Below are 26514 nucleotides of genomic sequence, written 5' to 3' on the forward strand. Positions count from 1 at the left end.
TACGGGCCTAGGACCCCACCGCCTCCGGCTCCTCGTGCGTCACGGCTGCCGGCCTCCCGGTCACGGCGGGCCGGACCGCCGGGACCGGCGGGGGCGAGCCCGCGGCCACGAAGGGCCGCCACCACGGCGCGCTCGGCGCGTCGGCCGCACCCGGTTCGAACGGCTGCCCCGGCACCGGCAGGGCGATCGCCGCGCCGGCCCTTTCGGCGGCGGTCACCGTGCCCTCGCCCGGCTCGTCCCACGGGTGCGGGGCCAGGTTGAAGGTGCCCCAGTGGATCGGCAGCATCGTGCCGCGCACGGCGCCGCCCTGGAGGTCGAGGTGGGCGCGGATGCCCTCCTCGGGCGTCATGTGGATGTCGGTCCAGAACTCCGAGTACGCACCGATCTGGATCATCGTCGCGTCGAAGGGCCCGTGCTCCGCGCCGATCTCCTTGAAACCGGGGAAGTAGCCGGTGTCCCCGCTGTGGTAGATCCGGTGCTCGTCGCCCTTGACCACCCAGGAGGCCCACAGGGTGAACTGCTGGTTGCGCAGGCCGCGGCCGCAGAAGTGCTGGGCCGGGGTGGCGGTGAGCGAGAGTCCGGCGACCTTGGTGGTCTCGTTCCAGTCGAGCTCGCGCAGCCGGTCGGCCGGGACTCCCCAGCGCTCCAGGTGCGCGCCGACGCCCAGCGGGACGGCGAAGACCGTGTCCGTGCCGGCCAGGGCCTTGATCGTCGGCAGGTCGAGGTGGTCGTAGTGGTCGTGCGAGATCACCACCACGTCCACCTCGCCCAGCGAGGCCAGCGGTACGGGTACCGGGTGCAGGCGCTTGGGCCCGGCGAAGGGGAAGGGGGAGCACCGCTCGCCCCAGACCGGGTCGAAGAGGACCCGGCGCCCGTCGATCTCGGCGAGCACGCTGGAGTGCCCCATCCAGGTCAGTCGCAGGCCGCTGACCGGGGGCTTCGACAGCTCCGCGAGGGTCGTCGGGTAGACCGGGATGGGGGCGCCGGGGCTACGCCGGAGCCGCTGCTCCTTGTGGAAGTAGATCTTGGCGAACTCCGCCATCGACCCGGAGGGTCTGGTCCGGGTTCCGGCCGGGTTCTGGAACACTCCGTCGGCGAAGTTCGGCGAACGCCGGATCCGCTCCAGCCGGGCACCGGACGGGTCCGCGCCGAAGGCTTCGGGCCGCAGCGCGCGCAGCCGTGGACGCAAGGGTCGGGAGCCGGTCAAGGCGCCTCCAGTGTGGGGGGTGCGGGCAGGGCGTTCTGATGGTTACCACCATCCCAACGCGTGATACCCCCCAAGGATTCCGCTACGCGCCTGCGAACGCGCCCCGACCTCGCTCCCGCCCGCCCCCGCACCACCTCTACAGCGGCAGCAGGTCCGGCCGCTTCGCCTCCACGTGGTCCCCGGAGGACTCGCCGCGCAGCCGGCGGCCGATCCACGGTACGAGGTGCTCGCGCGCCCAGTGGATGTTGTCGCGGGTGGTGTCCACCGACCCGCGCGGCCGCATCGGCGGCCAGGGCTGGTCGGGATCGGCCGGCGTGTCGAGGCCGAGCACCTGGGCGGCGCGCAGGGCGACCCTGGTGTGCCCTTCGGGCGAGAGGTGGAGCCGGTCGTCGTCCCAGGCCCGCCGGTCCTGTACGGATTTCAGCGACCAGAGGTCGAGCACGGGGCACTCGTACCGGTCGGCGATCGACCGGACGTGCGCGCTGAACGTCGCGATCTTGCCCCGCATGTGCTTGAGGACGGGCACGTCGCGCGTGTCGAAGCCGGTGGTGATCACGACGAGGCCGACGGATCCGGTGAGGTCGCGCACGGCCGCCTCGTACCGTGCGGCCACGTCGTCCGGGTCGCTGCCGGGCCGGATGATGTCGTTGCCGCCCGCGCAGAAGGTCACCAGGTCCGGCGCGAGCTCCTTGGCCCGGGGAACCTGCTCGGCCACGATCTGGTCGAGCAGCCGGCCCCGTACGGCCAGGTTCGCGTAGCGGAACCCTCCGGAACTCCCGGAACCCCCCGGACCGGCGGACTCGCCGGAGTCACCCGCGTGCTCGTGCTGCTCCTCCCGCCGGTCGGCCAGGAGGACGGCCAGCCGGTCCGCCCAGCCGAGGAAGGTGTCCCCCGGTCCCGGGTCCCCCACGCCCTCGGTGAAGCTGTCCCCGAGCGCCGCGTACGAGCCAATGGTCTTGGTCTTGGATGTCGTCGTCGCTGCCACGGGAGCCCATACTTCACCGCGGATCATGACCTACGCGACCGTAGCCAGGGCCTCACGGACCGTGATCTTCACCACCCCGCGGTCGGGGAATACCGCGGACGGACCACGCAGACGGGACCGGGACCCCTCGCAGCGACCCGCCTCACCTGCGCAGTTCGCGTTCGAGGGCGGCCAGGGCGAACGCGTGTGCGGAGGTGTGCTGCCAGCGGGAGCGTCCGAACATCACGTCCTCGGAGATCCCGCTCAGCATGGCCACCGCCCGGATGGTGAACTCGGTGAGGTCGACGTCGGCGAAGTGCCCCAGGTCCCGGCCCTCGCGAAGGATGGCCTCCAGGCGCTCGTCCCAGCCGTCCAGCAGTGTGGTGAGGGTGTGGCGGCCCGCTTCGTCGTGGCGCTGGGCCAGTACCTGCGTCCACAGCGCGTAGCGCTCGTCGCCCTGGTGGCTGGGCAGGTAGAAGCGGACGAACAGGTCCAGCTTCTCGGCAGGGGAAGCGGCCTGGTCGGTGGCCTGCCGGAGCCGGGTCCAGAGGTCGGCTTGGCTCCACGCGAGGACTTCGAGCAGGAGCCGGTCCTTCTTGCCGAAGTGGTAGAGGATGTGCCCGGTGCTCATGCCGGCCCGCTCGGCGATGTCCGACATCCGCAGGGCCGCCGTCCCCTTCTCGGCGATGACGCTGATGGCGGCCCTCATCGCCCGTCCCCGCGCCTCGTCCCCACTGGGCTGACGCTTCCTGTCTGACGTCGGCATGAATCCACGCACCTCGGCTCGGGAATCTAGATTCCTAGTCTAAGAATCTAGATTTCTAGTCTAGACTGAAAATCTAGTCAGGCTGATCGGGTGTGACAGCCGTTCGTGCGCGCACCCCGACGGCAGGCGGCCCGCCTGTACGGCCCACCACCCGGGAGACACCTCATGACGCGCGGATTCGATGTCGTGGAGACCTGTATCGCCGACCTGCGCGCGGCGCTGGAGAAGGGCGAGACCACCTCGGTCGCACTGCTCGACGCCTACCTCGCGCGGATCGACGCCTACGACCGGCCCGGCACGGCCACGGCTCTCAACGCCATGGTCGTGATGAACCCGGACGCCCGGGCGGATGCGGAGGCTTCGGACGCACGCCGTGCGCGGGGCGAAACGCTCGGCCCGCTGGACGGCATCCCGTACACCGCGAAGGACAGCTACCTCGCCGAGGGACTGACCGCAGCTTCCGGATCCCCCGCCTTCGAGCACCTCGTCGCGCAGCGCGACGCCTTCGCGATCGAGCAGCTGCGCGCGGGCGGCGCCGTCCTCATCGGCCTGACCAACATGCCGCCGATGGCGAACGGCGGCATGCAGCGCGGTGTGTACGGGCGCGCCGAAAGCCCGTACAGCGCCGACTGGCTCACCAGCGCCTACGGCTCCGGCTCCTCCAACGGCTCCGGCACCGCGACGGCGGCGTCCTTCGGCGCGTTCGGCCTCGGCGAGGAGACCTGGTCCTCGGGCCGCGCCCCCGCTTCGAACAACGCCCTGTGCGCCTACACGCCCAGCCGCGGCGTGATCTCGGTCCGCGGCAACTGGCCGCTCGTACCGACCATGGACGTCGTCGTCCCGCACACCCGCACCATGGCCGACCTGCTCGAACTCCTCGACGTCATCGTGGCCGACGACCGGCACACGCGCGGCGACCTGTGGCGCGCACAGCCGTGGGTGGCGCTGCCCCCGGCGTCGCAGGTACGCCCCGCCTCCTACCCGGCCCTCGCTCCCGCCGACGCCGAGGCCGCCTCCGGCGCACTCACCGGCAAGCGCGTCGGCGTGCCCCGCATGTACATCAACGCCGACCCCGACGCCGGAACCAACCCCGACGGCGGCATCGGCGGCCAGACCGGGCAGCGCATCGAGACGCGCCCCTCGGTCATCGCCCTGTGGGAGGCCGCACGCCGCGATCTGGAGGCCGCCGGCGCCGAGGTGGTCGAGGTCGACTTCCCCGTCGTGACCAACTACGAGTCCGACCGCCCCGGTGCGCCCTCGCTGTTCACCCGCGGACTGGTCGGCCGCGACTACCTCACCTTCGAGATCGAAGACCTGTCCGCCTGGGCGTGGGACGACTTCCTGCGCGCCAACGGCGACCCGGAGCTCCCCAGCCTGGCCGAGGTCGACAGCTCCCGCATCTGGCCCAAGTCCCAGGGCGAACTGCCCGACCGCTACGACGGCTTCGACGACACGATCGGCGACTACCCGCGCTTCGTGCGCGAGCGCCCGTACGCCTCCCTCGCCGACATGCCGCACCTGGAGCAGGGGCTGCGCGGCCTTGAGGAGACGCGCCGGGTCGACCTGGAGCTGTGGATGGACGGACTGGGCCTGGATGCCGTGGTGTTCCCCGCGGTCGCCGACGTCGGCCCTGCCGACATGGACGTGTCCGAGGCGTCCGCCGACCTCGGCTGGCGCAACGGCGTCTGGGTCGCGAACGGCAACCTGGTTCCCCGTCACCTCGGCATCCCGACCGTGACCGTGCCGATGGGCGCCATGGCGGACACCGGCATGCCCGTCGGACTGACGTTCGCGGGCCGCGCCTACGACGACAACGCCCTGCTGACCCTCGCAGCGGCCTTCGAGCAGACCGGCACCCGGCGCACGCTGCCGCCCCGTACGCCGCGCCTGTCGGCGGAGTGATCTGACGGAGCCCTCCGTCCGGATCGCCCGAGCCGGTCGCGGAGGCGTGCAGCCCGTGGACCCGTGGTGGGGCCCTTCCCTTCAGAGGGAAGGGCCCCGCTTTGCGAGCCCGACGAGTCTGACGGCGCCCGGCCGCCCGCCGTCAGTGATCCGTATGGACTCGGCCGGTCGCCGTCAAGATCCCGTCAGGGGGTGACCACAGGTGCCGGGACGCGGGGATAGCTTCGATGCCGTGCCCCGGACCGCCTCCCCGCATCCGGGGCCTCACCTGCCACTCGTGGTTCCCCTGGGAGGGCCCCATGTGTTTGTTCCAGTACGAAGACGACCCGGAGCCTGAAGAACGGGTCCCGGCCGTGCTGCCGACCTTGTACGTACCGGCCCGGCCCGGTACCGAGCCGGTGGTGGTGCGCCTGTTCCGCACCCCGCTGGGGGCGCGTACCGCCGTCGGCTTCACCACTGCGGAGCGGCTGGCCGCCACCCTCGGCGCCGGGCAGTCCTGGATCCGGCTCTCCGAGGCCGCGCTCCGCTCGCTGGCCGAACCGCTCGGAGCCGCGCTGCTGACCGTCGACCCGACCCTCACCGCACCCGCGGTCGCTGCGGCAAGGGCGACCGACCCGGTCACAGCCCCTGCCCCTCCCCCTGCCCCCGTTCCGCAGGCGGGCGAGCCCACCATCCGGACAGCCTGAAGTGGGTCACGCCATGACCGTCACCACGCTCCGGGAAGCCAGGGACGGCGCCGATGACCTGTCCATATGGCCCGCCTCCACCACTCCGCTCCCGCACGGAGGCCTGGCCGTCGGCGGGGTGGCACTGACCGAGATCGCCGAGCGGTTCGACACCCCGGCCTACGTACTGGACGAGGGCGAGGTCCGGCAACGCTGCCGCGCCTACCGGGACGTCTTCCCGGGCGCCGAAGTCCTCTACGCGGCCAAGGCGTTCCTCTCCCGCGCGATGGTGCGCTGGGTCCGGGAGGAGGGCCTCGGCCTGGACGTCTGCTCCGCCGGAGAGCTGGAACTCGCCGTCACCGCGGGATTCCCGCCCGAGCGCATCGTGCTGCACGGCAATGCCAAGTCGCCCCGCGATCTGGAGGCGGCGCTACGGCTCGGCGTGGGGCGGATCGTCATCGACAGCGCGTCCGAGATCGCCCGGATCGCGGCCGGCGTGGGCCCCGGGGGGCATCAGAGGGTCATGGTGCGGGTGGTGCCGGGCGTCGCGGCCGGGGGCCACGACAAGATCCGCACCGGCACCGACGGCCAGAAGTTCGGCCTGTCCCTCACCGACGGGGACGCCCAGCACGCCGTCGCCAAGATCCTGGGCCAGCCCCAACTCGAACTGACCGGCCTGCACTGCCACATCGGCTCCCAGATCACCACCGTCGACGCCTACCTGGTGGCGGTGCGCCGCATGGTGCAGCTGATGGCCGACATCCGCGCGTCCCACGGCGTCGTCCTGCCCGAGCTGGACATGGGCGGCGGCCACGGCATCGCCTACCGGCCGGGCGAGCCCGCCCTCGACCTCGCCGCGCTGGCGCGCATGCTGCGTACCGAGCTCGCTGTCGGCTGCGCCACCGCAGGGATGAGCGTCCCCCGGCTCGTCATCGAGCCCGGCCGGGCCATCGCCGGGCCGGCCGGGGTCGCCTTGTACCGGGTGCTCGCCGTCAAGCACACCGGCGCGAAGCTCTTCGTCGCCGTGGACGGCGGCATGAGCGACAACCCGCGGCCCGCCCTCTACGGGGTGCGGTACGCGCCCCGGCTGGTGGGGCGCCGCTCCGCGGCCGGATCCCGTACCGTCACGGTCGTCGGCCGCCACTGCGAGGCGGGCGACATCCTCGCCGCCGATGCCGAACTGCCGGGCGACATCCACCCCGGCGACCTGCTCGCCGTCCCGGTGGCGGGCGCGTACCAGCTCTCCATGGCCTCCGGGTACAACATGGTCGGCCGCCCCCCGGTCATCGCGGTCCACGAGGGCACGGCCCGACTGCTGGTCCGGCGCGAGACGCTGGACGACTTCCGAAGCCGTGACGTCTCTACGTGAACGGGTCAGCCGGCGTGGACGTGCGGGCGGCGGGTCCGGTCGGGTTCGGCCTCGCGGATGACCTCCCGGGTGACGGGGGCGACTTCGCCCTGGCCGAAGAGGAAGAAGCGCAGGAAGTTGGCCATCGGGTTGCCCTCGGTCCACTCGAAGTAGATGTGCGGACGCTGGCCCGTCTCGTCCCGTACGTGGAGGAGGAAGGCGGCCAGGGCGTTGGGGATGCTGGAGCTCTCCAAGGTCAGGACCCGGTACCGGTCGTGGAGCACCTCTCCGCGCACCCGCATGCCGGATTCGAACTCGGAGGCGTCCAGGACGGTGACTTCGACGAACATCACGTCGTCGCCGGACGGGATGTCGTTGTCCGCGCGGATCTGCTCGACCTTCTCGCGGTACTCGGCCTTGTCGCGGTTGTCGGGCTCGTTGGCGATGAACCGGATCGTGCGGTTGGACGTATCGCGGATGAACCGCTGCGCCATGTCGTCCAATTCGACGTGGGTCACGCGCAGCTCGAAGACCCGGGCCAGGCGGGACAGCAGCGAGAGCGCCATGATGCCGCCGATGAAGCAGGCACCGATCTTCACGCCGTCGGGCCGCTCGACGACGTTCACGGCGGTGGTGTAGATGAAGACCGCCGAGATGACGCCGAAGCCGATGGTCCAGCCCCGCTCTCCCGCCCGGCGGGCGGCGATGGTCACGGCGACGGCGGCCGAAGTGATCAGGACGAGCACACCGGTGGCGTACGCACCGCCCTGGGCGTCCACGTCGGCATCGAAGATCCAGGTCACCAGGAACGCGACGAGGGTGAAGACGATGACCATCGGGCGCAGGGCCCGGGCCCACTGCGGTGCCATGCCGTAGCGGGGCAGGTAGCGCGGCATCAGGTTGAGCAGGCCGGCCATCGCGGAGGAGCCCGCGAACCACAGGATCAGGATCGTGGAGATGTCGTAGACCGTGCCGAAGGCCGATCCCAGGTGCTCGTGCGCGAGGTAGGCCAGCGCCCGTCCGTTGGCCTCGCCGCCCGGCTTGAACTCGTCGGCCGGGATCAGCAGGGTGGTGATGAAGCTGGAGCAGATCAGGAAGACGCTCATGATGATGGCCGCGGTCGTCAGCAGCTTCTTGGCCCCGCGGATCCGGCCGGCCGGCTCGGCCTCCGTGTCCTCGGGATCGCCCTTGACGTGCGGCATGACCGCCACACCGGTCTCGAATCCGGACAGGCCGAGCGCGAGCTTCGGGAACACGATGAGCGCGATGGCGATCATCATGAACGGGTTGCCGTGCTCGGTGGTCAGCGCGGTCGTCCAGTCGGTGACGACGTGCGGCTCGGTGACGACGTTCCACAGGCCGACGGCCACCACGACGACGTTCAGGCCCAGATAGGTGACCACCAGGACCACCGCCACGCCGATGGCCTCACTGAACCCCTTGAGGAACACGGCTCCCAGCAGCGCGATCATGATCAGGGTGATCAGCACTTCGTGGCCGTGGAGCGTGCTGGTGAGGTGCGGGTTCTCCACCAGGTGCGCGGTGGCGTCGGCCGCCGAGAGCGTGATGGTGATGAGGAAGTCGGTCGCCGCGAACCCGAGCAGGGTCAGGACGAACAGCTTGCCCTTCCAGAACGTCAGCAGTCGCTCCAGCATGGCGATGGAGCCCTCGCCGTGCGGGCTCTCCTCGGCCACCCGCCGGTACACGGGCAGCGCGCCGAAGAGGGTCAGGATCACCAGCACGATCGTCGCCAGCGGGGACAGCAGACCGGCCGCGAGCGCCGCGATGCCGGGTTGGTAGCCGAGGGTGGAGAAGTAGTCGAGACCCGTCAGGCACATGACCCGCCACCACGGCCGGCCGTGCGGCTGGGCCGCCGCTTCCTTGGCGGCGGGCGAACTGTCCTGTGCGGTCAAGCCTTCCAGCATCCACGCCCGCAGGCGTGACGTGCGGGCAGGGGTGGCCATCGTGAGGGGCTCCTGTCGTACGGCAACAATCAGCCATCGACGCCGACGGCTGAGCAAGCGTACGCAGCCTGATCACTTATGCCCGGAGTTGAGCCAATCCTGACGCGTCCTTAACGCGCCCCCTTCCGATGGAGCAGCGGACGCACTCCCGCGGCGACCGCCCGTTCGGCCTGCGACGCGTCGAGGCGGCAGCGCAGTCGGCAGATCGCGGCGCCGACGGTGGTGGCGCCCTCGCCGGGCGCGGAGGCGCGCCCGGCGCCGGAGTCGGTCTCGGCCTGACGTGAGGAGAGCGGGTCCTGTGGGCGGTGGGTCAGGAGGCCTTGCTCAGCTTCTTCCATTCGTCGTAGCCGATGCTCCAGTCGGCGTATCCGTTGCCGGGGCCGTCTGCGTTCTTGATGGCTTCCCGGCCCTTGATCGTGAGCAGGTCGCCGAGGATGGTGTTGTCGAAGACCCACTTCGCATCGGCCGGGGTCATGCCGATGCATCCGGCGCTGTGGTTGGTGTTGCCGACGTACTTCTGCGCCTCCGGAACCCCCTCGTGGAGGTAGGCGCCGGTGTCGGACACCCGCATGCCCCAGTTGACCACCACGTCGTAGTCCACCGGCCCGCCCACGGACGCGGAGGTCATGTGCACCTTGGGTTCCCGGGTCTTGAGGGCGTACGTGCCCAGCCGGGACTGGCGCCCCTTGACGGGCTGCCCGCCGGACATCGGAATGGACTTCACCACCTTGCCGTCACGCTCCACGATGAGCCGGTGGGTGTCGAGGTCGGCGGTCAGCTGCTGGTCTCGGCCGATCTTGAACGTGCGGTCCAGGTCCCTGTCGAAGTGCGCGCCGCCGGGGTCGACCGTGGTGAGCGTGCCCTTGACCGTGACGTCCGTACCGGGCTTCCAGGGGTCCCTGGGACGCCAGTCCAGGCGGTCGCGGCCCGAAGGCGTGGTCACCCAGCCCCAGGAACCCTCGGTCGGGGTGGACGCGGTGACCGTCAACGCCTTCTCCACCGCGGCCTTGTCCTTGACCGGCTTCTCGAACTCCAGGGACACCGGCTGACCGGTGCCCACCGTCTTCCCCGCCCCCGGAATCAGGTCGAAGTCCAGTACGGCTCCGGTGGTCACCTTCGGCGGAACAGCCTCCTTCGACGCCTCGGCGTGCACACCCGCCACGTCGGCGGACACCTTCGCGTCGTCCGCCCGACCCGCGTCCCCGCCGGAGCCGCAGGCCGTGAGGAGCAACAGCCCGGTGACGACGGCGAACAGCGGGGCCGCGGGGCGGCCACGACCGCGGGCGGAAGCTGCCGGGGTCGTCTGGGGGCGAACACGCATCATGGTGGACGGCTCTTCTCTGGAAGGGGCTGGTACAGGTACAGCTGTGAGGACGGCTGCCTGCGGACAGCCGGTTCTTATCTGCTGATGACCGTTGTGTGACAAACCGCAGGCCCGCCCCGTCGCGGACTCACGGCGCGGGCAGGCGGGTCACGTCGACGACGGGGGTGCGCACCTTTATGGGGGCGGGCTGCCGAACGTCTCTGTGTCGGCGAACGGCCAGGTCGCCGGCGGACGTGGACCTTTGAGGGCTGGGAGACGGCCTCCGGGCTGCTCCCGGGGCGTCTCGGCACCGAGAAAGCGTCCTTGCCCGGCGTGAGTACAGGTCCGCCCAGACGGAAGCGAAGGCGGCGACTGCCAAACTCCTGACGGATGCTCACGCCGGCTTCACCGAGCTGAAGAAGAAGGTCGAATGGGCGCGGGGTCCTGGACCGCGCACGTCGCTGCGGCGGTGCGGGCCGTGGACGAGTTCGACGAGGCCGTCAAGCAGGCCCTCGAAGCCGTGGTCATGGACGGGAACATCCTCGACGGCACCATCGGCGGCTTCAGTTCAAGGATGCCGAGAGCCGGATCTTCGAAGAGACGAAGCGGAACGCGAAGTCTTCTACGACATCTATTCCAATGTCCACTACGGCTACGTCGGCCGTGCGGCCGGCTTTGATGCGGACACCCTGATCAAGGGCGCCTCCCTCGGGGAATCACTCATCACCGGGGACGATGACCAGGGTGACCAGATCACGATGCGCATCGGCATCGAGCCGTACGACAAGTACGGCGACACCATGACCGAAGATCAGCTCCGCCAGGGAATCAACGACGCGATGGACAAGACGGAGCAAGCACGCAGGTCCCCAACGGCTACCGCGGGGTCGACGGCGGGACCGGGACCCCCCTCCGGTCCCGGCCCCGCGGTTCAGGCGAGCAGCCGGGTCTCGGCGCTCGGGAGTTTGGTCCACCAGTGGGCGTACCGCCGGTAGACCTCCGGTTCGCGGTCGGCCAGGAATGCCGTCAGCGCCCGGGCCTCGCCGGCGAGGTCTTCCCAGACCTCCTCCGGCAGGGGGTGGAAGGCGGTCGCCTCGATGCCGGTGGCGGCCGGGCGCCACACCCCGGCGACGCGGCCGTCGACCAGCAGGGTCGCCAGGGTGTCGCCGTTCATCCGTGCGACGAGCTTGCGGTACTCCGGCGGGACGACGCGGCTCCGGTCGGCGTAGGCCAGCAGCACGCTGTCCCACATGGCCATCAGCCGGGGCGGCGCGGGCGTGTCCTCCTCCGGGCGCGGTGCGCCCGGGACGTCGAACAGCTCCTCGCCGTCCGGACCCGTCAGCCGGTCGAGCCTTCCGGAGAGCTCCAGAGCGCGCAGCGCCTGGCGGATCCTGGCCCGCTGGACCAGGGAGAACTGCGCCACGTCCGCCACCGACGCCGGCCCGAACCCCTCCAGATAGCGCAGGACCAGCGCCCGCAAGGACTCCTCGGACGCCTCCGGGTCCGCCGGTACCGTGCGCGGCCGGCTCGGGGGCGCGACGTACGACGGACGTTCCCCGAACGACCACGGCGCGGCGGTGGGTGCGTGCAGCAGCGGCGCGTACTGGCGCAGCCCCCACCACGCTCCGGGCTGCGGCGCCGCCCCCAGCCGCTGTCCGAGCCAGGCCTCGCACTCGGCCGTCGTACGGGGCCGGTCGGCGAAGTCCAGCAGCTGCGGGACGAGCGCGTCGGCGTCCTCGGGCGTGAGCCCCGAGTCCGTGAAACGGGTCCCGAGCCGGGCGGCCCGTACGGACGGCTGGACGGCCTCCCGGAAGGGCGGGTAGTCCTCCGCGTGCACGGCGTGCAGGGTCAGCCGCATCAGCGTCGACTTGACGACCTCGCGCCCCGTGAAGGCGGCGTCGAGGTCGGCCGGGTCGAAACCGGCGAGTCGGTTCCACAGCGCGAGGTAGGGCGAGGCGGCGTGCTGCGCCTGCAGGGCGACCACCCGGCGGACCGCGTCACCGACGCCCATCGCCTCGCGCCGCAGCAGCAACTGCCGTGCGAGGGTGGAGCGGTTGAGCTCCCTTGCGCTGACCTTCATGCCACGACCGTCCCGTCCCCTGTCGGAACGGGCAGCCTAACCGGCACCTCCGACAACGCCCCGGATTCAGATGCTGACGCCCTTCGACCGGAGGTAGGCCAGCGGGTCGATGTCCGAGCCGTACGAGGGCCCGGTGCGGATCTCGAAGTGCAGGTGCGGGCCGGTCGAGTTGCCCGTGGAGCCGGAGAGGCCGATGCTCTGGCCGCCGGTGACGCTCTGGCCGGACGAGACGGACAGCTGGGAGAGGTGCGCGTACTGGCTGTACTTGCCGTCGGCGTGCCGGATGACGACCTCGTTGCCGTACGACCCGCTCCACCCGGCGGAGACCACGGTGCCGGCGCCGACCGCCTTGACGGTGGTGCCGCTGCTCGCGATGAAGTCGACCCCGGTGTGGTAGCCGCTGGACCACATGGAGCCGGCGGTCTTGTACGCGGTGGAGAAGCCGCCGCCGACCGGGGCGACGAAGCCGGTCGCGGTGGAGCCGGTCGAGGTGGAGCCGGTCTGCCGCTTGGCGGGCGCCTTGGGGGCGGGCGCCGCGGGCGCGGCGGCCTCATCGGAGGAATCCGATGAATCGCTGGAAATGGTGGAAGGAGCGGAGGAAGCGGAGGAAGCGGACTTCTTGGCCGGCTTCGGCGTTTCGGCCGCCGCGGCCGGAGCCGAGCCCTTCGCGCCGAGCGTGAGCCTGAGGCCCGGGTGGATCAGCGAGGGGTCCGTGCCGACGGCCTCGAGGTTGTCCGCGTAGAGCTGCTCCCAGCCACCGGTGAGGTGCTGACGCTCGGCGATCTTGGAGAGGTAGTCGCCCGGCACCACGGTGTAGACGGTCGGGGCGGCCTGCGCGGCGGCCGGCGCGGCCTGGAGCGCTGCCGGCACCTGCGCGGCCACCACCTGCGGGGCCTGGACCGGAGCGGCGGCGGGCGCCGCGGCCGGGACACCCGCGGCGTGGGCGCCGGTGGCGCCGAGCAGCGGAAGCGCGAGGGCCGCGCCACCGGTGCCCGCGGCGGCGAACCCGCGGGATATCGAGCGGGACTTGGGACGGCGGTGCTTACCCGTTCCGGACATGTCGAATTCCTCTCCGACGCCTGCGAGGTGAGCTGTCGGGTTCGGACTGGAGATGTCCGGCCGCCTCGTGCCGGTGAACAGCACATGTACGGCTTCACCCCGAGCTGTCCCGTTGTAAAGATCTCGACCGGAGATCCGGAACAGCGGCTTACCTGGTTCCCCCGCTCCTGCCACGCGCGTGAATAGTCGGGTGCGGTTTCCGGTCGGCGGCAGGATTAGGCGGTCCGTCCGGATCGATCGCGAACGTAATCGAGTACGACCGCACGGAACAAGTCATGAATTCACCAACAGAATCTTGAAGATGACGGGCCGCCGGAATTCCGGTCACCCTCCGTCCATTCCGCACCTTCAACAACCGCCCCCGCAAGGCAATTCGCCATTCGTGATCAGGCACTCACCGTCACCGTATGATCTGGCTCACGGGGGCGCGTCCGATCTCGCCTCTCGCTATGGCAAGTTGCCCGCAAGTAGCGTAATTCGGACACCGTCAACGACGACGAGACGACGACACGGAGGAGCCCGGTGACCCAGCCGATACCCCAGAGCCCCCACACCGATCCGGCGCCGCAGGAGCCGGCGCTGACCGGAGTGCGCAACTTCCGCGACGTGGGCGGGTTGCCGACCACGGACGGTCGACAGGTCAAGTCGGGACGACTGTTTCGAAGCGGACATCTGGCGCATGCCACCGAAAGCGACGCAGAGTTCCTCGGGTCGCTCGGACTGCACACCGTCTTCGACTTCCGCAACGGCGCCGATCACGCGCTGGAGGGTCCGGACGTGGAGCTGCCGGGGGTCCGCAACGTCAACATCCCGCTGTCGGATCCGGCCGACGGCAGCGAGTTCTGGAAGATGGTCCGGGGCGGGGAACTGGCGCAGCTCCGCGAGCTCCTGGGCGAGGGTAAGGCCGCCGCGCGGATGTCCCGTTCGTACCGGACGATGATCCGGACCCGTACCGCCGAGCACAGCCGGGTGGTGCACGCGCTCGCCGAGGACAGCGTCCCGGCCCTCATGCACTGCGCCGCCGGGAAGGACCGGGCCGGCCTGTCGATCGCCGTCACCCTGCTCGCGCTGGGCGTCGAGCGGGAGGCGATCGTCGCGGACTACCTGGAGTCGAACGCCCCGCACAACCGTTACCGGGTCCGCCGGGGCAGCGATGCGCCCGAGGCCCGCGCCCCCGAGGTGATGGAGCTGCTCGCCCCGCTCTTCGACGCCCGCGCCCCGTATCTGACCACGGCCTTCGACGCCATCGACGAGGAGTGGGGCGGCGTGGAGCGTTACCTCGCCGAGGGCCTCGGGCTCGCGCCCGAGACCCTCGGCAGGCTCCGCGACCGGCTGCTGGACTGACGCCCCACGAGGTGGGCCGCCGCCCGCCGGGCCGCCGGTTCAGCGGTTGGCGACGGCCTGCCTCACCAGCGTCCGGCCGAAGTCCCACATCAGCGCGCCGCCGCCGTGGGCCTCGTCCATGACCGCGCGGAAGGCGCCGACGAACCGGTCGACGTCCGCCTCGTCCACGATCAGCGGCGGGATCAGCTTGATCACTTCCAGGTGGTCGCCGGAGACCTGCGTGAGGATCCGGTGCTTCTGCAGCAGCGGCACCACGACCATCTGCGCGAACAGCCCCTTGCGCGCCGCCTGCAGCATGCTCCAGCGGCTCCGCAGGCCCAGCGAGGACGGCCGGCCGAACTCGATGCCGATCATCAGCCCGCGTCCCCGTACCTCGTGGAGCAGTTCGTACGTGTCCACGAGCGCGGCGAGCCGGCCGCGCAGCAGGTCGCCCATCGCGCGGGCGCGGGCCACCACCTGCTCGTCCTCCATGACGGACAGGACGGCGAGCCCGGCCGCCATCGCCTGCGCGTTGGAGCCGAAGCTGGCGGAGTGGACGAGCACCCGGTCCATGGAGGAGTAGACCTTCTTGAAGATCCAGTCCTTGCCCAGGGTCGCGCCGACGGGCACGTAGCCGCCGGAGAGGGCCTTGGCCACGCAGACCAGGTCCGGCTCGACCCCGGCCTCGTGCTGGTAGGCGTAGAAGTCGCCGGTCCGTCCGAGGCCGGTCTGCACCTCGTCCGCGATCAGCAGCGCCCCCCGCCGGTGCAGCGCCTCCTGCGCGGCGAGCAGGAATCCGGGCGGGGCGGCGAGCACCCCCTTGCCCTGGATCGGCTCCACGACGAGGGCCGCCACGTCCCCCTTCTTCAGCTCCCGCTCCAGCGCGGCCAGGTCCCCGAGCGCGATCCCGGTGTCCGGCAGCAGCGGCGCGAAGCCGTCGCGGAAGCCGGCCTCGCCGTTGACCGAGAGCGAGCCCGTCGTGAGCCCGTGGAAGGCGTGGTCGCAGTAGAGGATCCTGGGCCGCCCGGTGGCGTACCGGGCGAACTTCAGGGCGGTCTCCACCGCCTCCGTGCCGCTGTTGCCGAAGAAGACCCGGTCCAGGTGCGGACTGTGGGAGAGCAGCTTCTCGGCGAGCAGTCCGGGCAGCGGCTGGCAGTCGAAGCGGGTGAGGTCGGCGAGCTGGGCGTCCAGCACGTCGTGCAGGGCCTGCCTGACCACCGGGTGGTGGCGGCCCAGGCCCATCACCCCGAAGCCGGCCAGCATGTCCAGGTAGTCGTTGCCCTCGGCATCCCAGAAGTGGGCTCCCTCGGCCCGCACGTAGACCTTGTCGAAGCCGATGGTGTGCAGCATCCGCGGCAGCTGGTGGTTGAGGTGGCGGGCGTGCAGTTCGTACCGCTCGCCACCCCGCTCGGCCAGCAGGGCGCCGAGATCGAAGCCGGTCATGCCGACGCGTCCCGGTTCCCGCCCCCCACGGTCTCGCGGACCGCCCGCAGCGACTCCTTGAGCGAACCCATGGTGGCCAGGACGGCCGTGGGCTCGTACCCGCAGTGCGCCATGCAGTTCGCGCAGCGCGGGTCCTTCCCGCGGCCGTACTTGCTCCAGTCGGTCTCCTCGATCAGTTCCCGGTACGTGGGCACGTACCCGTCGCTCATCAGATAGCAGGGGCGCTGCCATCCGAAGAGCGAGTAATTCGGAATGGCCCAGGCGGTGCAGGGGAAATCGGCTTTGCCTTCCAGGAAGTCCAGGAAGAGCGGGGAGTGGTTGAGCCGCCAGCGCCGCCGGTTGCCTCCGGCGAAAGCCTTCTTGAAGAGCTCGCGGGTCTGTTCGACGCCGAGGAAGTGCTCCTGGTCGGGGGCCTTTTCGTAGGCGTAGGCCGGCGAGATCATCATCTCGTCCACCCGGAGATCGTCATTGAGGTAGTTGAGGACCTCGATGATGGTCTGCGGGGTGTCGGTGTTGAAGAACGTGGAGTTGGTCGTCACCCGGAATCCGCGGCGCTTCGCCTCCTTGATGGCCGCGACCGCCTCGTCGAAGACCCCTTCCTTCGCCACCGACTCGTCGTGGCGCTCGCGCAGTCCGTCGATGTGGACCGCGAAGGCGAAGTACGGGGAGGGCGTGAACTTCTCGATCTTCTTGCGGAGCAGCATGGCGTTGGTGCAGAGGAATACGTACTTCCGCTTGGCCACCAACTGGCGCACGATCTCGTCGATCTGCGGGTGCATCAAGGGCTCGCCGCCCGCGATGGACACCATGGGCGCGCCCGATTCCAGCACGGCGCCCACCGCCTGGGCCACGGGCATGCGCTGCTTGAGCACCCCGGCCGGGTGCTGGATCTTCCCGCACCCCTCGCAGGCCAGGTTGCAGGCGTAGAGCGGTTCCAGCTCGACGATCAGCGGGAACTTCTCACGCTTGCGGAGCTTCTGTTCGAGCAGGTACGTCCCGACCCTGATGGTCTGTCGCAGTGGCATGGCCATCTGGCTCACCTCCTGGGGAGCAGCAAAGAACGGTGCCATTCATAAAACGCGGGCAGTACGGCACGCAGTACGCGAAAGGCCGATATTCCCCCGCGAACGGTGCCGATGCGGACGAGCTCATGCTCCGGAGCGTCCACGATCACCCGGACGGCCGCAACCGGACGGTCCGCGCCCCCCGGGGCGCTGCCGTCCCGGGTCGCGGCCCAGAGGGTGGCGGCCGATTCCATGTCGACCCCGATGGCGCCGCCGGCGCGCAGCTGGGCGCGCTCCTGGCCCCGGACGACGTGGTCGGATCCGGTCAGTGCACCGAGGTGTACGGTCCGGCCGGGAACGGCCCGGGCCAGCGCCTCGGCGAGCAGGGCGGTACCCGCGCAGGCGACCGTGCCGCGCGGGTCCCGGGTCTCCTCGGCGACGATCAGATCGCCGGGGCTCATGCCGGGCAGCAGCCCGGCGCAGAATCCGGTGGCGAGCACGGCGGCGCCGTGCAGCTCCGGCTCGGCCAGCTTCCGGCCGACGGCGCGTTCGGCCGCGCGCGGGCCCATGCCGGTGCGCAGGACCTCGTACCGCTCGGGCGCGCCCCGCTCGCGGCCGCTGCGGTACGAGGTGCTGCGCAGGGCGGTCCGCTCGATGCGCAGGGCGCAGGCGATCAGCAGCGGCGGCGGGGCGGCCGCGGCGGGGCCGCCGGTCATCAGGCCTCCCCGGGCAGCGGGGCGGTGTGCGGGAGGGCGGCCGGATCCACGTACCGCCCGCCGGGGCCGAACGGTTCTCCGTAGAGATAGCGGCCGAGGGCGGTGAGCGGGAAGACCTGGCGGTACAGGTGGTAGTTGATGGAGAAGTCCCAGGGGAATCCGGTACCGGTGAAGTACGGCTCGTCCCAGGTGCCGTCGGGGCGCTGGGTGGAGACGAGGTGGCCGATCCCCCGCTGCACGGACGGCGCGTCGCGCTCCCCCGCCGACAGCAGGGCCATCAGCGCCCACGCCGTCTGCGAGGGGGTCGAGGCACCCTTCCCCGCCCAGGACGGGTCCTGGTAGGAGCGCTGGTCCTCGCCCCATCCCCCGTCCTCGTTCTGTACGGATTCCAGCCAGTCCACGGCCCGCCGGATCGCGGGGTGCGAGGGGGCGAAGCCCGCGGCGGTCAGCGCCGGTACCACCGACCCGGTGCCGTAGACGTAGTTGGTGCCCCAACGGCCGAACCAGCCGCCGTTCGGGTCCTGTTCGGCGAGGAGCCAGGCGATGCCGCGCCGGGTGCGCGCATCGCCCGCCCGGCCCTCGACGGCGAGCATTTCGACGACGTGGGCGGTGACGTCGGCCGAGGGCGGGTCGATGACCTCGCCGAAGTCGCAGAAGGGCAGCTTGTTGGGGTAGGGGCTGGTGTTGTCGGCGTCGAAGGCGCCCCAGGCGCCGTTCTTCGACTGCATGCCGAGGTTCCAGGACACGCCCCGGGCGATGGCACCTTCCACCCGTGCCGGGTCGGGGTGCTTGACGCGGCGCAGGGCGAGGACGACCTCGGCGGTGTCGTCGATGTCGGGGTAGTTGTCGTTGTGGAACTCGAACGCCCAGCCGCCCGGGGCCAGTCCGGGCCGGCGCACGGCCCAGTCCCCGCTGCGGACGACCTCCTCGCCGAGCATCCAGTCGGCGGCCTTGACCAGGGCGGGGTGGTCGGGGCGCAGGCCCGCGTCGGCCAGCGCGATGGCCGCCAGGCAGGTGTCCCACACCGGGGACTGGCAGGCTTCGATCATGCGGGCGCCGTCCGCCCGCCACACCGTGAACCGGTCGAGGGACTCCAGTCCGGCCCGCATCACCGGATGCCCGAGGTCGTATCCGAGCAGGTGCAGGGCGATGACGGAGTACACGGCGGGCGGCTGGATGCCGCCCCAGCAGCCGTCGTTCTCCTGCCGTTCCACGATCCAGCGGCCGGCGCTCGCCATGGCCGCCGCGCGCAGCCGGCGCGGGGCGAACCGGCGGTAGACGTGCAGGGCCTTGTCCATCCGCTGGAACGCGCCGTCCCAACTGGCCATCGACGCCAGCTTCCTGTCCGGGTACGGGGTCCGCGCGTCGGTGTGCAGCTCGTCCAGGGCGAAGGGGGCCGGGCGGACCGGCCGCAGGGCGGAGACCACGGTGAGGGGCACGATCGTCTGCCGGGCCCAGCAGCCGAAGTCATAGATGTTCAGCGGCACCCAGGGCGGCAGGAAGAGCAGTTCGGGCGGGAGTTCGGGCAGGTGGTCCCAGCTCCACCAGCCGAACAGCGCCAGCCAGATGCGGGTGAAGACGCGGGCTCCCGCGACTCCGCCGTGGGCCCGGATCCACGCCGAGGCGCGGGCCATGTGCGGGGCGCCCGGGTCGTCTCCGGCGAGGCGCAGGGCCACGTAGGCCTCGATGGTGGCGGACAGGTCGGAGGGGCCGCCGTGGAACGTGGCCCAGGTCCCGTCGTCCTGTTGCTCGCCGCGGATGAACAGGGCCGCGGCCCGGGTGGTGGCTTCGTCCCTGATGCCGAGGAACTGGCGCAGCAGCAGGTCCTCGGCGTCCATGGTGACGTTGGTCTCCAGGTCGCCCTTCCACCAGCCGGCCTCGTCCTGCCGCTCGAGCAGATCGCGGACGGCCCGCTCGATGGTCTCGCGGACGGTCCCGGTGTCGTCCGGGTCGGCGCCGCAGGCATGGGCGCCGCCGTCGGTCGTCGCAGTCATGGCTTCCCCTTTGCGTGCAGTGTCCTCTGCTGTCCTCCGCTGTACTGGGGGGCGCCGTCGGCCGGTACCGAGGTCAGGCAGTACCGGCCGGCGACTGGCGATTCATATGCGCGTACGGGTGGCGATCACCTCTTGCGCACGACGACGAAGTCGGCGAGCGCCACGAGCTGCTCGCGCACGCGCTGGTCCATGTCCACGTCGTCGAGGGCCTTGATGGCGATCTCGTACTGGCGGCGCGCCTCGTCGGCGGTCCACCGGCGGCCGCCGGCGGCCTCGATGAGCGCGGCGCGGGCCGCGAACTCCTCCTCCGAGAAGTTCTCGAAGTCGTTGCTCTTGGCGTCGGCGGCGAGCAGCTCGGTGAGTTCCTCGCTGGCCGGTCCGCCGGCGGCGAGGGCGGCGACGACGGGCAGCGACTTCTTGCGCTGGCGCAGGTCGCTCCAGGTCTGCTTGCCGGTGGACTCCGGGTCGCCCCAGATGCCGAGGAGGTCGTCGACGGCCTGGAAGGCCAGGCCGAGGTGGTAGCCGTACTCCTCCAGCTTGTCGGCCGTACGGTCGTCCGCGCCGCCGAGCACGGCGCCGATGGAGACCGCGCAGGCGAGCAGGGCACCGGTCTTGTTGCCCTCCATCTCCAGGCACTCTTCGACGGTGACGCTCTCGCGGTGCTCGTAGGAGATGTCCTGGGCCTGGCCGTCGATGAGCTTGCGGCTCGCGGTGGTCAGGCGGCGTGCCGCGCGGCCGGCCTCGACCGTGCCGAGCTCCAGCAGCACCTCGTTGGCCAGGGCGAACAGGGCGTCGCCGACCAGGATCGCGAGGGCGGGTCCGTGGACCTTCCACACCGTGTCGCGGTGGCGGCGCTGCTCGTCGCCGTCCATCAGGTCGTCGTGCAGCAGCGAGAAGTTGTGGACGAGTTCGACCGCGACGGCGCCGGGGATGCCGACCTCGGCGGCGGCGCCGGCGGCCTCCGCCGAGAGCAGGGCGAGGGCGGGGCGGACGGCTTTGCCGCCGTCGCCGTCCGCCGGGTTGCCGTAGGCGTCGATCCAGCCGAAGTGGTAGGCGGCGACGGTGTCCATGGGCGCGGCGAGCCGGTCCACGGCGGCGCGGAGCACGGGCGTCGAGAGCGTACGGCCTCGTTCGAGGAGCGCGAGCGTGTCCGCCTTCTCCCCGCCGGCCGGGCCCGCACTGGCGTCCGTGTTCTCGACGGCCGGATTCCCCGGGTTCACTGGCTCTCCTCTGGTTCCTGTACGTACTGCGGTGCGTGGTGCTGCGGTGCCGGTGGTGGTCATACCGCCTCCTGCAAGGGGTGTTCGCGGTGGCGGCCCAGCGGGACGAGCGCGGCGTGGGCCGCGGTCAGTCCGCTGCGGACGGCGCTCTCCATGGTCGCGGGCCAACCCGTCGCGGTCCACGCACCGGCGAGGTAAAGCCCCGGCGTGTCGGTCCGCGTGCCGGGACGCAGCCGTCCGACACCGGGGGTGGGTGCGAAGGTCGCGGTGCGCTCCCTGGTGACGAAGAAGTCGCGCACCTTGGCTCCGCGCGCGGCGGGCAGCAGCCGTTCCAGCTCGGGCAGGTACTTCGCGCGCAGGACCGAGACGGGCTCGTCGATGTCCTCGTGGGCGACGGACTGGGACAGGGCCAGGTACTGGCCGCCGTCGGGGAGTCCGGAGGAGTCGGTGCGGTCGAAGACCCACTGGACCGGGGAGCCGAGCGCCGCGAAGAAGGGCTGCTTGAGGACCTTGCGGTCGTACACGACGTGCACGTTGAGGATCGGCGCGGTGCCGATGTCGAGCAGCTTGTCGGGGTCGGCGAGCGCCCCGGCGGGCAGCAGTCCGTGCGCCTCGCGCTGCGGGACGGCGAGGACGACGGTGCCGGCGTCGAACGAGCCGCCCTCGGTGGTCACCCGCCAACCGTCTTCCGGGGTACGGGAGATGTCCGTGACCCGGGTGCGGAGCTCGGTGCGCACCCCGGCGGCGTCCAGGGCCTTGCGCGCGAGGGTGTCGTGCAGGTCGCCGAGCGGTACCCGGGCCCAGCCGATGTCGGCCGCGCCGTTCTCGGAGAGCAGGCCGGTCTTGAAGACCATGGCGGCCAGGCCCAGCGAGGACTGCCCGGCGGTGGCGTTGAGGGTGGCGATGCCGACGAGGTCCCACAGCGCCTCGATGGTGCGCGGGGACTGGCCGTACCGGCCGAGCCAGGTCGCGAAGTCCAGGCCGTCGAGCGCCGGGTCGGCGGGGTCGAGGCGGCGCAGCGCGAGGGCGGCGCGCCCGACGGAGGCCCGCTCGGCGAGCGAGAGGTGCGGGTAGCGGGCGAGGGAGGCGGCCAGGTGCAGCGGTACGGGCAGGGCGCTGCGGCGCAGCCGTCCGAGCCGGGGGCCGCCGGGGTGGGCGACGTCCAGGACGGGTACGTCGAGCCGGTCCTGCAGGGGCGCCAGGTCCGCGCCGTCGATGCGGTCGAGGAACCACCGGTAGGCGGTGCAGCAGCGCAGGTAGACGTGCTGGCCGTTGTCCACGGTCAGTTCCCCGCGCTTGAAGGAGAACGCCAGGCCGCCGAGGCGGGGCCGGCCCTCCAGCAGGGTCACCTGCAGGCCCGCGTCGGCGAGTTCCAGCGCGGTGGTGACGCCGGCGAGGCCGCCGCCGACGACCACGGCGTGCTGCGCGCTCATGCGTCCTCCTCCGTCGCTCCCACAGACGCCGCCGGGCGCAGCGGGGTTGCTCCCGTCCGCCCCGCCGGCACGGCTCGCCGGCCCGCCGTCATCAGAGCCGCCTCCTGGTGCTCTGGCGCGCGATGGTCCGCGCGTCCAGGCCGGAGAGGCCGCGGACGGCCACGTACGCCTTCTCGTGCGGCGGCAGCGAGACGCGGCCGCGGAGCACGGCCTCCGGCTCGCGCTCGATGCGGTCGAGCAGGCGCCGGTAGATGCCGGCCATGGCCGCGACGCAGGCGCCGCTGCGCCGGTCGAGCAGCGGCAGCAGCCGGTAGCCCTCCACGAACAGGGCGCGGGCGCGCCGGACTTCGTGGTGGACGAGGCCGGCGAAGTCGGCGCCGCTGGGCATCCGTTCGCTGCGGAAGCCGTCGGAGCAGCCGAACTTGGCGAGGTCCTCGGCGGGGAGGTAGGTGCGCCCGTTGCCCGCGTCCTCGCGAACGTCCCGCAGGATGTTGGTGAGTTGCAGGGCGAGGCCGAGGGTGTCGGCGTACTCGCCGGCCCGAGCCGCGTCGTGCGCGCCGGCCCCGTTGGCGGAGGCGGTGCCGAACACGCCGAGCGAGAGACGGCCGATGGCTCCGGCCACGCAGCGGCAGTAGACCTTGAGGTCGTCCCAGGTCTCGTACGTCTCGCCGCGGACGTCCATGAGGACTCCGTCGATGAGCTCGTCGAGCCCTTCGAGCGGGATCGGGAAGCGGCGCGAGGCGTGCGCGAGGGCGACCGCGACCGGGTCGGTGTCGTCCTCGTCGATCTCCTCGGCGCGGATCCGGCCGAGCAGGGTGCGGGTCTCCTCCAGCCGGGTCAGCTTGACCTCGTGCGGCAGCGTGCCGTCGCCGATGTCGTCGACCCGCCGGGAGAAGGCGTACAGCGCGGACATGGCCTGCCGCTTGTCTGCGGGCAGCAGGCGGATGCCGTAGGCGAAGTTGCGCGCCTGCGAGCCGGTGACGGCCTCGCAGTAGCTGTAGGCAGCCGAAACGGGTGCGGACATCGCTGTCGGCACGGACGGCGCGCCCGGTGCGGACGCGTGTGTGGGGCCCTCCACGGTCGGGCTCACCCCTTTCTCGGCGCTGTGCGCAGGACGGCGGCCACCTCGCGGAGCAGGACGCTCTTGGTGGCCTTGGGCGGGCCGGGAAGGACGTCGAACCCGGCGGCGGTGACGGCTCGCAGGGCGGCGCGTCCTCCTCCCACGAAGCCCGCGAGCAGCAGCCGGAGCCTTCCGTGGACGCTGCCCACGAGCGGCGTGCCTTCGTCGAGGAGCTCCCGCGCCCGTTCGGTTTCGAAGGCGACGAGGGCGCGTACGGACGCACCCGCGGTCGGGGCCTTCAGGTCGGTCTCGGTCACGTGGAAGCGGCGCATGTCCTCGCCCGGGAGGTAGATCCGGTCCCGGGCGAGGTCCTCGGCGACGTCCTGGAGGTGTTCGGCGATCTGCAGCGCGGTGCAGACGGCGTCGGAGCGGCGGATCCGCTCGGGGGTGCTGGTGCCGGTGAGGTCCAGCACGAGCCGGCCCACCGGGTTGGCGGAGAGCTCGCAGTAGCCGACGAGGTCGCCGTACGTCGCGTAGCGCGCGACCCGCTGGTCCTGGCGGTTGGCCTCGATCAGCGCGAGGAACGATGCGGGGGTGAGCCCGTGGGCGCGCACGACGGGCTGCAGGGCCAGCATCAAGGGGTGGCGCGGGGGCCCGTCGGTGCCGCCGAAGACGCGGCCCAGGTCGGCTTCGAGGGCGTCGAGCATGGCGGGCCGGTCGTCCGAGGCGGCGGGGTCGAGGCCCAGCAGCACGGCGTCGTGGCCGCCCGGGGCGAGGTCGCCGTCACCGATGTCGTCGACCAGGCGGGCGTACCCGTACACCGCCATCAGGCCCTCGCGCCAGGCGCGGGGCAGGAAGGCGGGGGCGACGGGGAAGTTCTCGGAACGCGCCTTGCCGAGGGTGGCGGCGCCGGGGAGGGAGCCGGAGGGGTCGGGCAGCTCGTGCGGCCGGGGGCTGGTGCCGTGCCCCGGGGTCACCGCCCGCCGCCCGCGGCGGGGACGGCCGTCGTGCCTGGGGGCCGGAGAATTCCCGTAGCCATTGCCGTCACATCTCCCGTTCTACACTGCCAAACCAAAACATCCTATTTCGGACACGCCGCCGCGTTTTCCCCGGGGCGTTCCGGGCTATTCGCCTATGGGGGGAATCGCCCCCTCTTGCCCGCGATTGGGCCTGGCCCAGCTTACGCTGTACAACGCCGCCGGAGCTCGACGGGTATTCGCTCCACCGCCGATGTCGCCCGCACGCCACCCGCGGGAAATGCGGCCCGCCCCGTGCGCCCGGCGCCCGGACGGCATGCGACGGCCCCCGCCGCCGGACGCGGTGGGGGCCGTCGGTGGCGGCCGTCGATGGAGGGCCGTCAGCCGGTCGCCTTCTCGTATGCCGAGACGACTTCCTCGGTGGGACCGTCCATCAGGAGTTCGCCCCGCTCCAGCCACAGCACCCGGTCACAGGTATCGCGGATGGAGTTGTTGTTGTGGCTCACCAGGAATACGGTTCCGGCCTTCTTGCGCAGTTCGCGGATGCGCGCCTCGGAACGCACCTGGAACTTCCGGTCACCGGTGGCCAGCGCCTCGTCGATCATCAGGACGTCGTGGTCCTTCGCCGCGGCGATGGAGAAGCGCAGGCGCGCCGCCATGCCCGAGGAGTAAGTGCGCATCGGAAGGGAGATGAAGTCGCCCTTCTCGTTGATCCCCGAGAAGTCGACGATGTCCTGGTAGCGCTCCCTGATCTGCTCGCGGGACATGCCCATCGCGAGACCGCCGAGGACCACGTTGCGTTCGCCGGTGAGGTCGTTCATCAGCGCCGCGTTGACACCCAGCAGCGAGGGCTGGCCGTCGGTGTAGACCTTGCCGGACTCGCAGGGCAGCAGACCCGCGATGGCGCGCAGCAGGGTGGACTTGCCGGAGCCGTTGGAGCCGATGACGCCGATGGCCTCGCCCCGGTACGCCGTGAAGGTGACCCCGCGCACGGCGTGGACCCGGCGGACACCCGGTGCGTCGCCGCCCCGGCGGACTATCTTGCTGAGCGCCGCCGTGGCGCTGCCCTTGCCGGAGCTGCCGGTGTTGACCCGGTAGACGATGTGCACGTCGTCGGCGATGACGGTGGGGACGTGCCCCTGGTTGTTCTCAGCCACGGCCGTAACGCTCCTCAGCCTTCCAGAAGTACACGAATCCGCCGGCGCCGATCAGGACGGCCCAGCCGACCGCGAAGGCCCAGACGTGGGGCGGCAGGTTCTCCCGGCCGTACCCGTCGATGAGCGCGAAGCGGATCAGGTCCATGTAGATGGCGGCCGGATTCCACTGCAGCGCGTCCGCGATCCACGCGGGCTTGTCCTTGAGCATCTCGTTGATCGAGAACATGACGCCGGAGGCGTACATCCACGTACGCGTCACGAACGGCATGAGCTGCGCCAGGTCGGGGGTCTTGGACCCCATCCGGGCGAAGATCAGGGCGAGGCCGGTGTTGAAGGCGAACTGGAGGACCAGCGCCGGGAGCACCAGCAGCCAGGACAGGCTCGGGTAGTTGCCGAACCCGATCGTGACCACGAACACGACGATCATCGAGAACATCAGCTGCTGGAGCTGCTGCAGCGAGAACGAGATCGGCAGCGAGGCGCGCGGGAAGTGCAGGGCGCGGACCAGCCCGATGTTGGACGGGATGGCTCTGACACCCGCCATCAGCGAGCTCTGCGTGAAGGTGAAGACGAAGACGCCGATCACCAGGAAGGGGATGTAGTCGTTCTTGTTGATGCCCCGACCGGCGTCGAGGATCAGCCCGAAGATCAGGTAGTAGACCAGCGCGTTCAGCAGCGGGGTCGCCACCTGCCAGATCTGACCGAGCTTGGCCTGGCTGTACTGGGCCATCAGCTTGGCCCGGGAGAACGCGATGATGAAGTGGCGTCGGTCCCAGAGCTGGCGCACGTACGCGGGCAGGCCCGGCCGGGCTCCGCTGACGGACAGGCCGTACTTCCTGGCGAGCTCCGAGGGGCTCAGCCCGGCGTCATCGGACGGCCGCTTGCTCGTGGCAAGGGCTCCGTCCTGGGTTGTGTCACTCACAAGATGA

Annotated in this window: 23 protein-coding genes and 1 riboswitch; of the genes, 5 read left to right on the top strand and 18 right to left on the bottom strand. The window is 71.4% G+C overall.

Annotated elements, in window-relative coordinates; genetic code table 11:
* Positions 1-7: 7 nt before the first annotated feature.
* From ACFRU2_RS18020 to ACFRU2_RS18030, 3 genes are all read right to left on the bottom strand, one after another.
* On the bottom strand, positions 8-1207 hold the full coding sequence (locus tag ACFRU2_RS18020; RefSeq protein ID WP_382972981.1) for an MBL fold metallo-hydrolase: 1200 nt from the start codon (positions 1205-1207) through the stop codon (positions 8-10).
* A 136-nt stretch (positions 1208-1343) separates the two neighbouring features.
* The gene (locus ACFRU2_RS18025) at positions 1344-2219 is read right to left on the bottom strand and encodes an SGNH/GDSL hydrolase family protein (protein WP_382972983.1); all 876 of its coding nucleotides are present in this window, start codon (positions 2217-2219) and stop codon (positions 1344-1346) included.
* 115 nt (positions 2220-2334) lie between these two features.
* Complete coding sequence (locus ACFRU2_RS18030) at positions 2335-2880, bottom strand: TetR/AcrR family transcriptional regulator (protein ID WP_382972985.1); 546 nt, start codon at positions 2878-2880, stop codon at positions 2335-2337.
* Between the two features lie 222 nt (positions 2881-3102).
* Between ACFRU2_RS18030 and ACFRU2_RS18035 the strand changes: the two genes are divergently transcribed.
* The 3 genes from ACFRU2_RS18035 to lysA all read left to right on the top strand — a co-directional run bounded on the left by ACFRU2_RS18035 (position 3103) and on the right by lysA (position 6873).
* Positions 3103-4839: an amidase gene (locus ACFRU2_RS18035; RefSeq protein ID WP_382972986.1), complete on the top strand. Its 1737-nt coding sequence runs from the start codon at positions 3103-3105 to the stop codon at positions 4837-4839.
* A gap of 299 nt (positions 4840-5138) precedes the next feature.
* On the top strand, positions 5139-5525 hold the full coding sequence (locus ACFRU2_RS18040; RefSeq protein ID WP_382972988.1) for an SAV_915 family protein: 387 nt from the start codon (positions 5139-5141) through the stop codon (positions 5523-5525).
* A 13-nt stretch (positions 5526-5538) separates the two neighbouring features.
* Complete coding sequence (gene lysA, locus ACFRU2_RS18045) at positions 5539-6873, top strand: diaminopimelate decarboxylase (RefSeq protein ID WP_382972990.1); 1335 nt, start codon at positions 5539-5541, stop codon at positions 6871-6873.
* Positions 6874-6878: 5 nt separating this feature from the next.
* On the opposite strand, the gene ACFRU2_RS18050 is transcribed toward lysA, so the two are convergent.
* From ACFRU2_RS18050 to ACFRU2_RS18060, 3 genes are all read right to left on the bottom strand, one after another.
* Positions 6879-8816 carry an APC family permease gene (locus tag ACFRU2_RS18050; protein ID WP_382972992.1) on the bottom strand — a complete coding sequence of 646 codons (1938 nt, stop codon included), beginning with the start codon at positions 8814-8816 and terminating at the stop codon, positions 6879-6881.
* Between the two features lie 110 nt (positions 8817-8926).
* Entirely contained in the window at positions 8927-9154 is a 228-nt protein-coding gene (locus tag ACFRU2_RS18055; RefSeq protein ID WP_382972994.1) for a hypothetical protein, read from the bottom strand.
* On the bottom strand, positions 9127-10140 hold the full coding sequence (locus tag ACFRU2_RS18060; RefSeq protein ID WP_382972996.1) for a L,D-transpeptidase: 1014 nt from the start codon (positions 10138-10140) through the stop codon (positions 9127-9129). The genes ACFRU2_RS18055 and ACFRU2_RS18060 overlap by 28 nt, the downstream gene beginning before the upstream one ends.
* Before the next feature lie 440 nt (positions 10141-10580).
* On the opposite strand from ACFRU2_RS18060, the gene ACFRU2_RS18065 reads away from it, so the two are divergent.
* Positions 10581-11114 (top strand): polymorphic toxin type 44 domain-containing protein, encoded by a 534-nt coding sequence (locus ACFRU2_RS18065; RefSeq protein ID WP_382973303.1) that lies wholly within the window; start codon positions 10581-10583, stop codon positions 11112-11114.
* Here ACFRU2_RS18065 and ACFRU2_RS18070 read toward each other — a convergent pair.
* Both ACFRU2_RS18070 and ACFRU2_RS18075 read right to left on the bottom strand, forming a co-directional pair.
* Positions 11051-12199 (bottom strand): winged helix DNA-binding domain-containing protein, encoded by a 1149-nt coding sequence (locus ACFRU2_RS18070; protein ID WP_382972998.1) that lies wholly within the window; start codon positions 12197-12199, stop codon positions 11051-11053. The genes ACFRU2_RS18065 and ACFRU2_RS18070 overlap by 64 nt on opposite strands.
* 66 nt (positions 12200-12265) lie before the next feature.
* On the bottom strand, positions 12266-13258 hold the full coding sequence (locus ACFRU2_RS18075; RefSeq protein WP_382973000.1) for a peptidoglycan DD-metalloendopeptidase family protein: 993 nt from the start codon (positions 13256-13258) through the stop codon (positions 12266-12268).
* A 4-nt stretch (positions 13259-13262) separates the two neighbouring features.
* A riboswitch (cyclic di-AMP (ydaO/yuaA leader) is annotated at positions 13263-13457 on the bottom strand.
* Between the two features lie 323 nt (positions 13458-13780).
* Here ACFRU2_RS18075 and ACFRU2_RS18080 point away from each other — a divergent pair.
* Positions 13781-14602, top strand: a complete 822-nt coding sequence (locus tag ACFRU2_RS18080; RefSeq protein WP_382973002.1) for a tyrosine-protein phosphatase — start codon at positions 13781-13783, stop codon at positions 14600-14602.
* 39 nt (positions 14603-14641) lie between these two features.
* Here ACFRU2_RS18080 and ACFRU2_RS18085 read toward each other — a convergent pair whose 3' ends face one another.
* The 10 genes from ACFRU2_RS18085 to ACFRU2_RS18130 form a co-directional block, all read right to left on the bottom strand.
* A complete protein-coding gene (locus ACFRU2_RS18085; protein ID WP_382973004.1) occupies positions 14642-16024 on the bottom strand; it encodes an aspartate aminotransferase family protein in 1383 nt (460 codons plus the stop codon).
* Positions 16021-17055: an adenosyl-hopene transferase HpnH gene (gene hpnH / locus ACFRU2_RS18090; RefSeq protein WP_382973006.1), complete on the bottom strand. Its 1035-nt coding sequence runs from the start codon at positions 17053-17055 to the stop codon at positions 16021-16023. The genes ACFRU2_RS18085 and hpnH overlap by 4 nt, the downstream gene beginning before the upstream one ends.
* Before the next feature lie 5 nt (positions 17056-17060).
* Positions 17061-17744, bottom strand: coding sequence for a 1-hydroxy-2-methyl-2-butenyl 4-diphosphate reductase (locus ACFRU2_RS18095; protein WP_382973009.1), 684 nt, complete (start codon positions 17742-17744; stop codon positions 17061-17063).
* On the bottom strand, positions 17744-19738 hold the full coding sequence (gene shc, locus ACFRU2_RS18100; RefSeq protein WP_382973010.1) for a squalene--hopene cyclase: 1995 nt from the start codon (positions 19736-19738) through the stop codon (positions 17744-17746). Before shc ends, ACFRU2_RS18095 begins: the two co-directional genes overlap by 1 nt.
* 125 nt (positions 19739-19863) lie before the next feature.
* A complete protein-coding gene (locus ACFRU2_RS18105) occupies positions 19864-20958 on the bottom strand; it encodes a polyprenyl synthetase family protein (RefSeq protein WP_382973012.1) in 1095 nt (364 codons plus the stop codon).
* Between the two features lie 59 nt (positions 20959-21017).
* Positions 21018-22391 (bottom strand): hydroxysqualene dehydroxylase HpnE, encoded by a 1374-nt coding sequence (gene hpnE / locus ACFRU2_RS18110; protein WP_382973014.1) that lies wholly within the window; start codon positions 22389-22391, stop codon positions 21018-21020.
* A 91-nt stretch (positions 22392-22482) separates the two neighbouring features.
* Positions 22483-23481: a presqualene diphosphate synthase HpnD gene (gene hpnD / locus ACFRU2_RS18115; protein WP_382973016.1), complete on the bottom strand. Its 999-nt coding sequence runs from the start codon at positions 23479-23481 to the stop codon at positions 22483-22485.
* Entirely contained in the window at positions 23478-24389 is a 912-nt protein-coding gene (hpnC, locus tag ACFRU2_RS18120; protein WP_382973305.1) for a squalene synthase HpnC, read from the bottom strand. Before hpnC ends, hpnD begins: the two co-directional genes overlap by 4 nt.
* 419 nt (positions 24390-24808) lie before the next feature.
* Positions 24809-25585, bottom strand: a complete 777-nt coding sequence (locus ACFRU2_RS18125; RefSeq protein ID WP_250740860.1) for an ABC transporter ATP-binding protein — start codon at positions 25583-25585, stop codon at positions 24809-24811.
* Positions 25578-26507, bottom strand: a complete 930-nt coding sequence (locus ACFRU2_RS18130) for an ABC transporter permease (RefSeq protein WP_382973018.1) — start codon at positions 26505-26507, stop codon at positions 25578-25580. The genes ACFRU2_RS18125 and ACFRU2_RS18130 overlap by 8 nt, the downstream gene beginning before the upstream one ends.
* Positions 26508-26514: the final 7 nt, after the last annotated feature.

Origin of the sequence: Streptomyces sp. NPDC056883 (genome assembly GCF_042788835.1) — a bacterium.
Classification (GTDB): Bacteria; Actinomycetota; Actinomycetes; order Streptomycetales; family Streptomycetaceae; genus Streptomyces; species Streptomyces stoeckheimensis.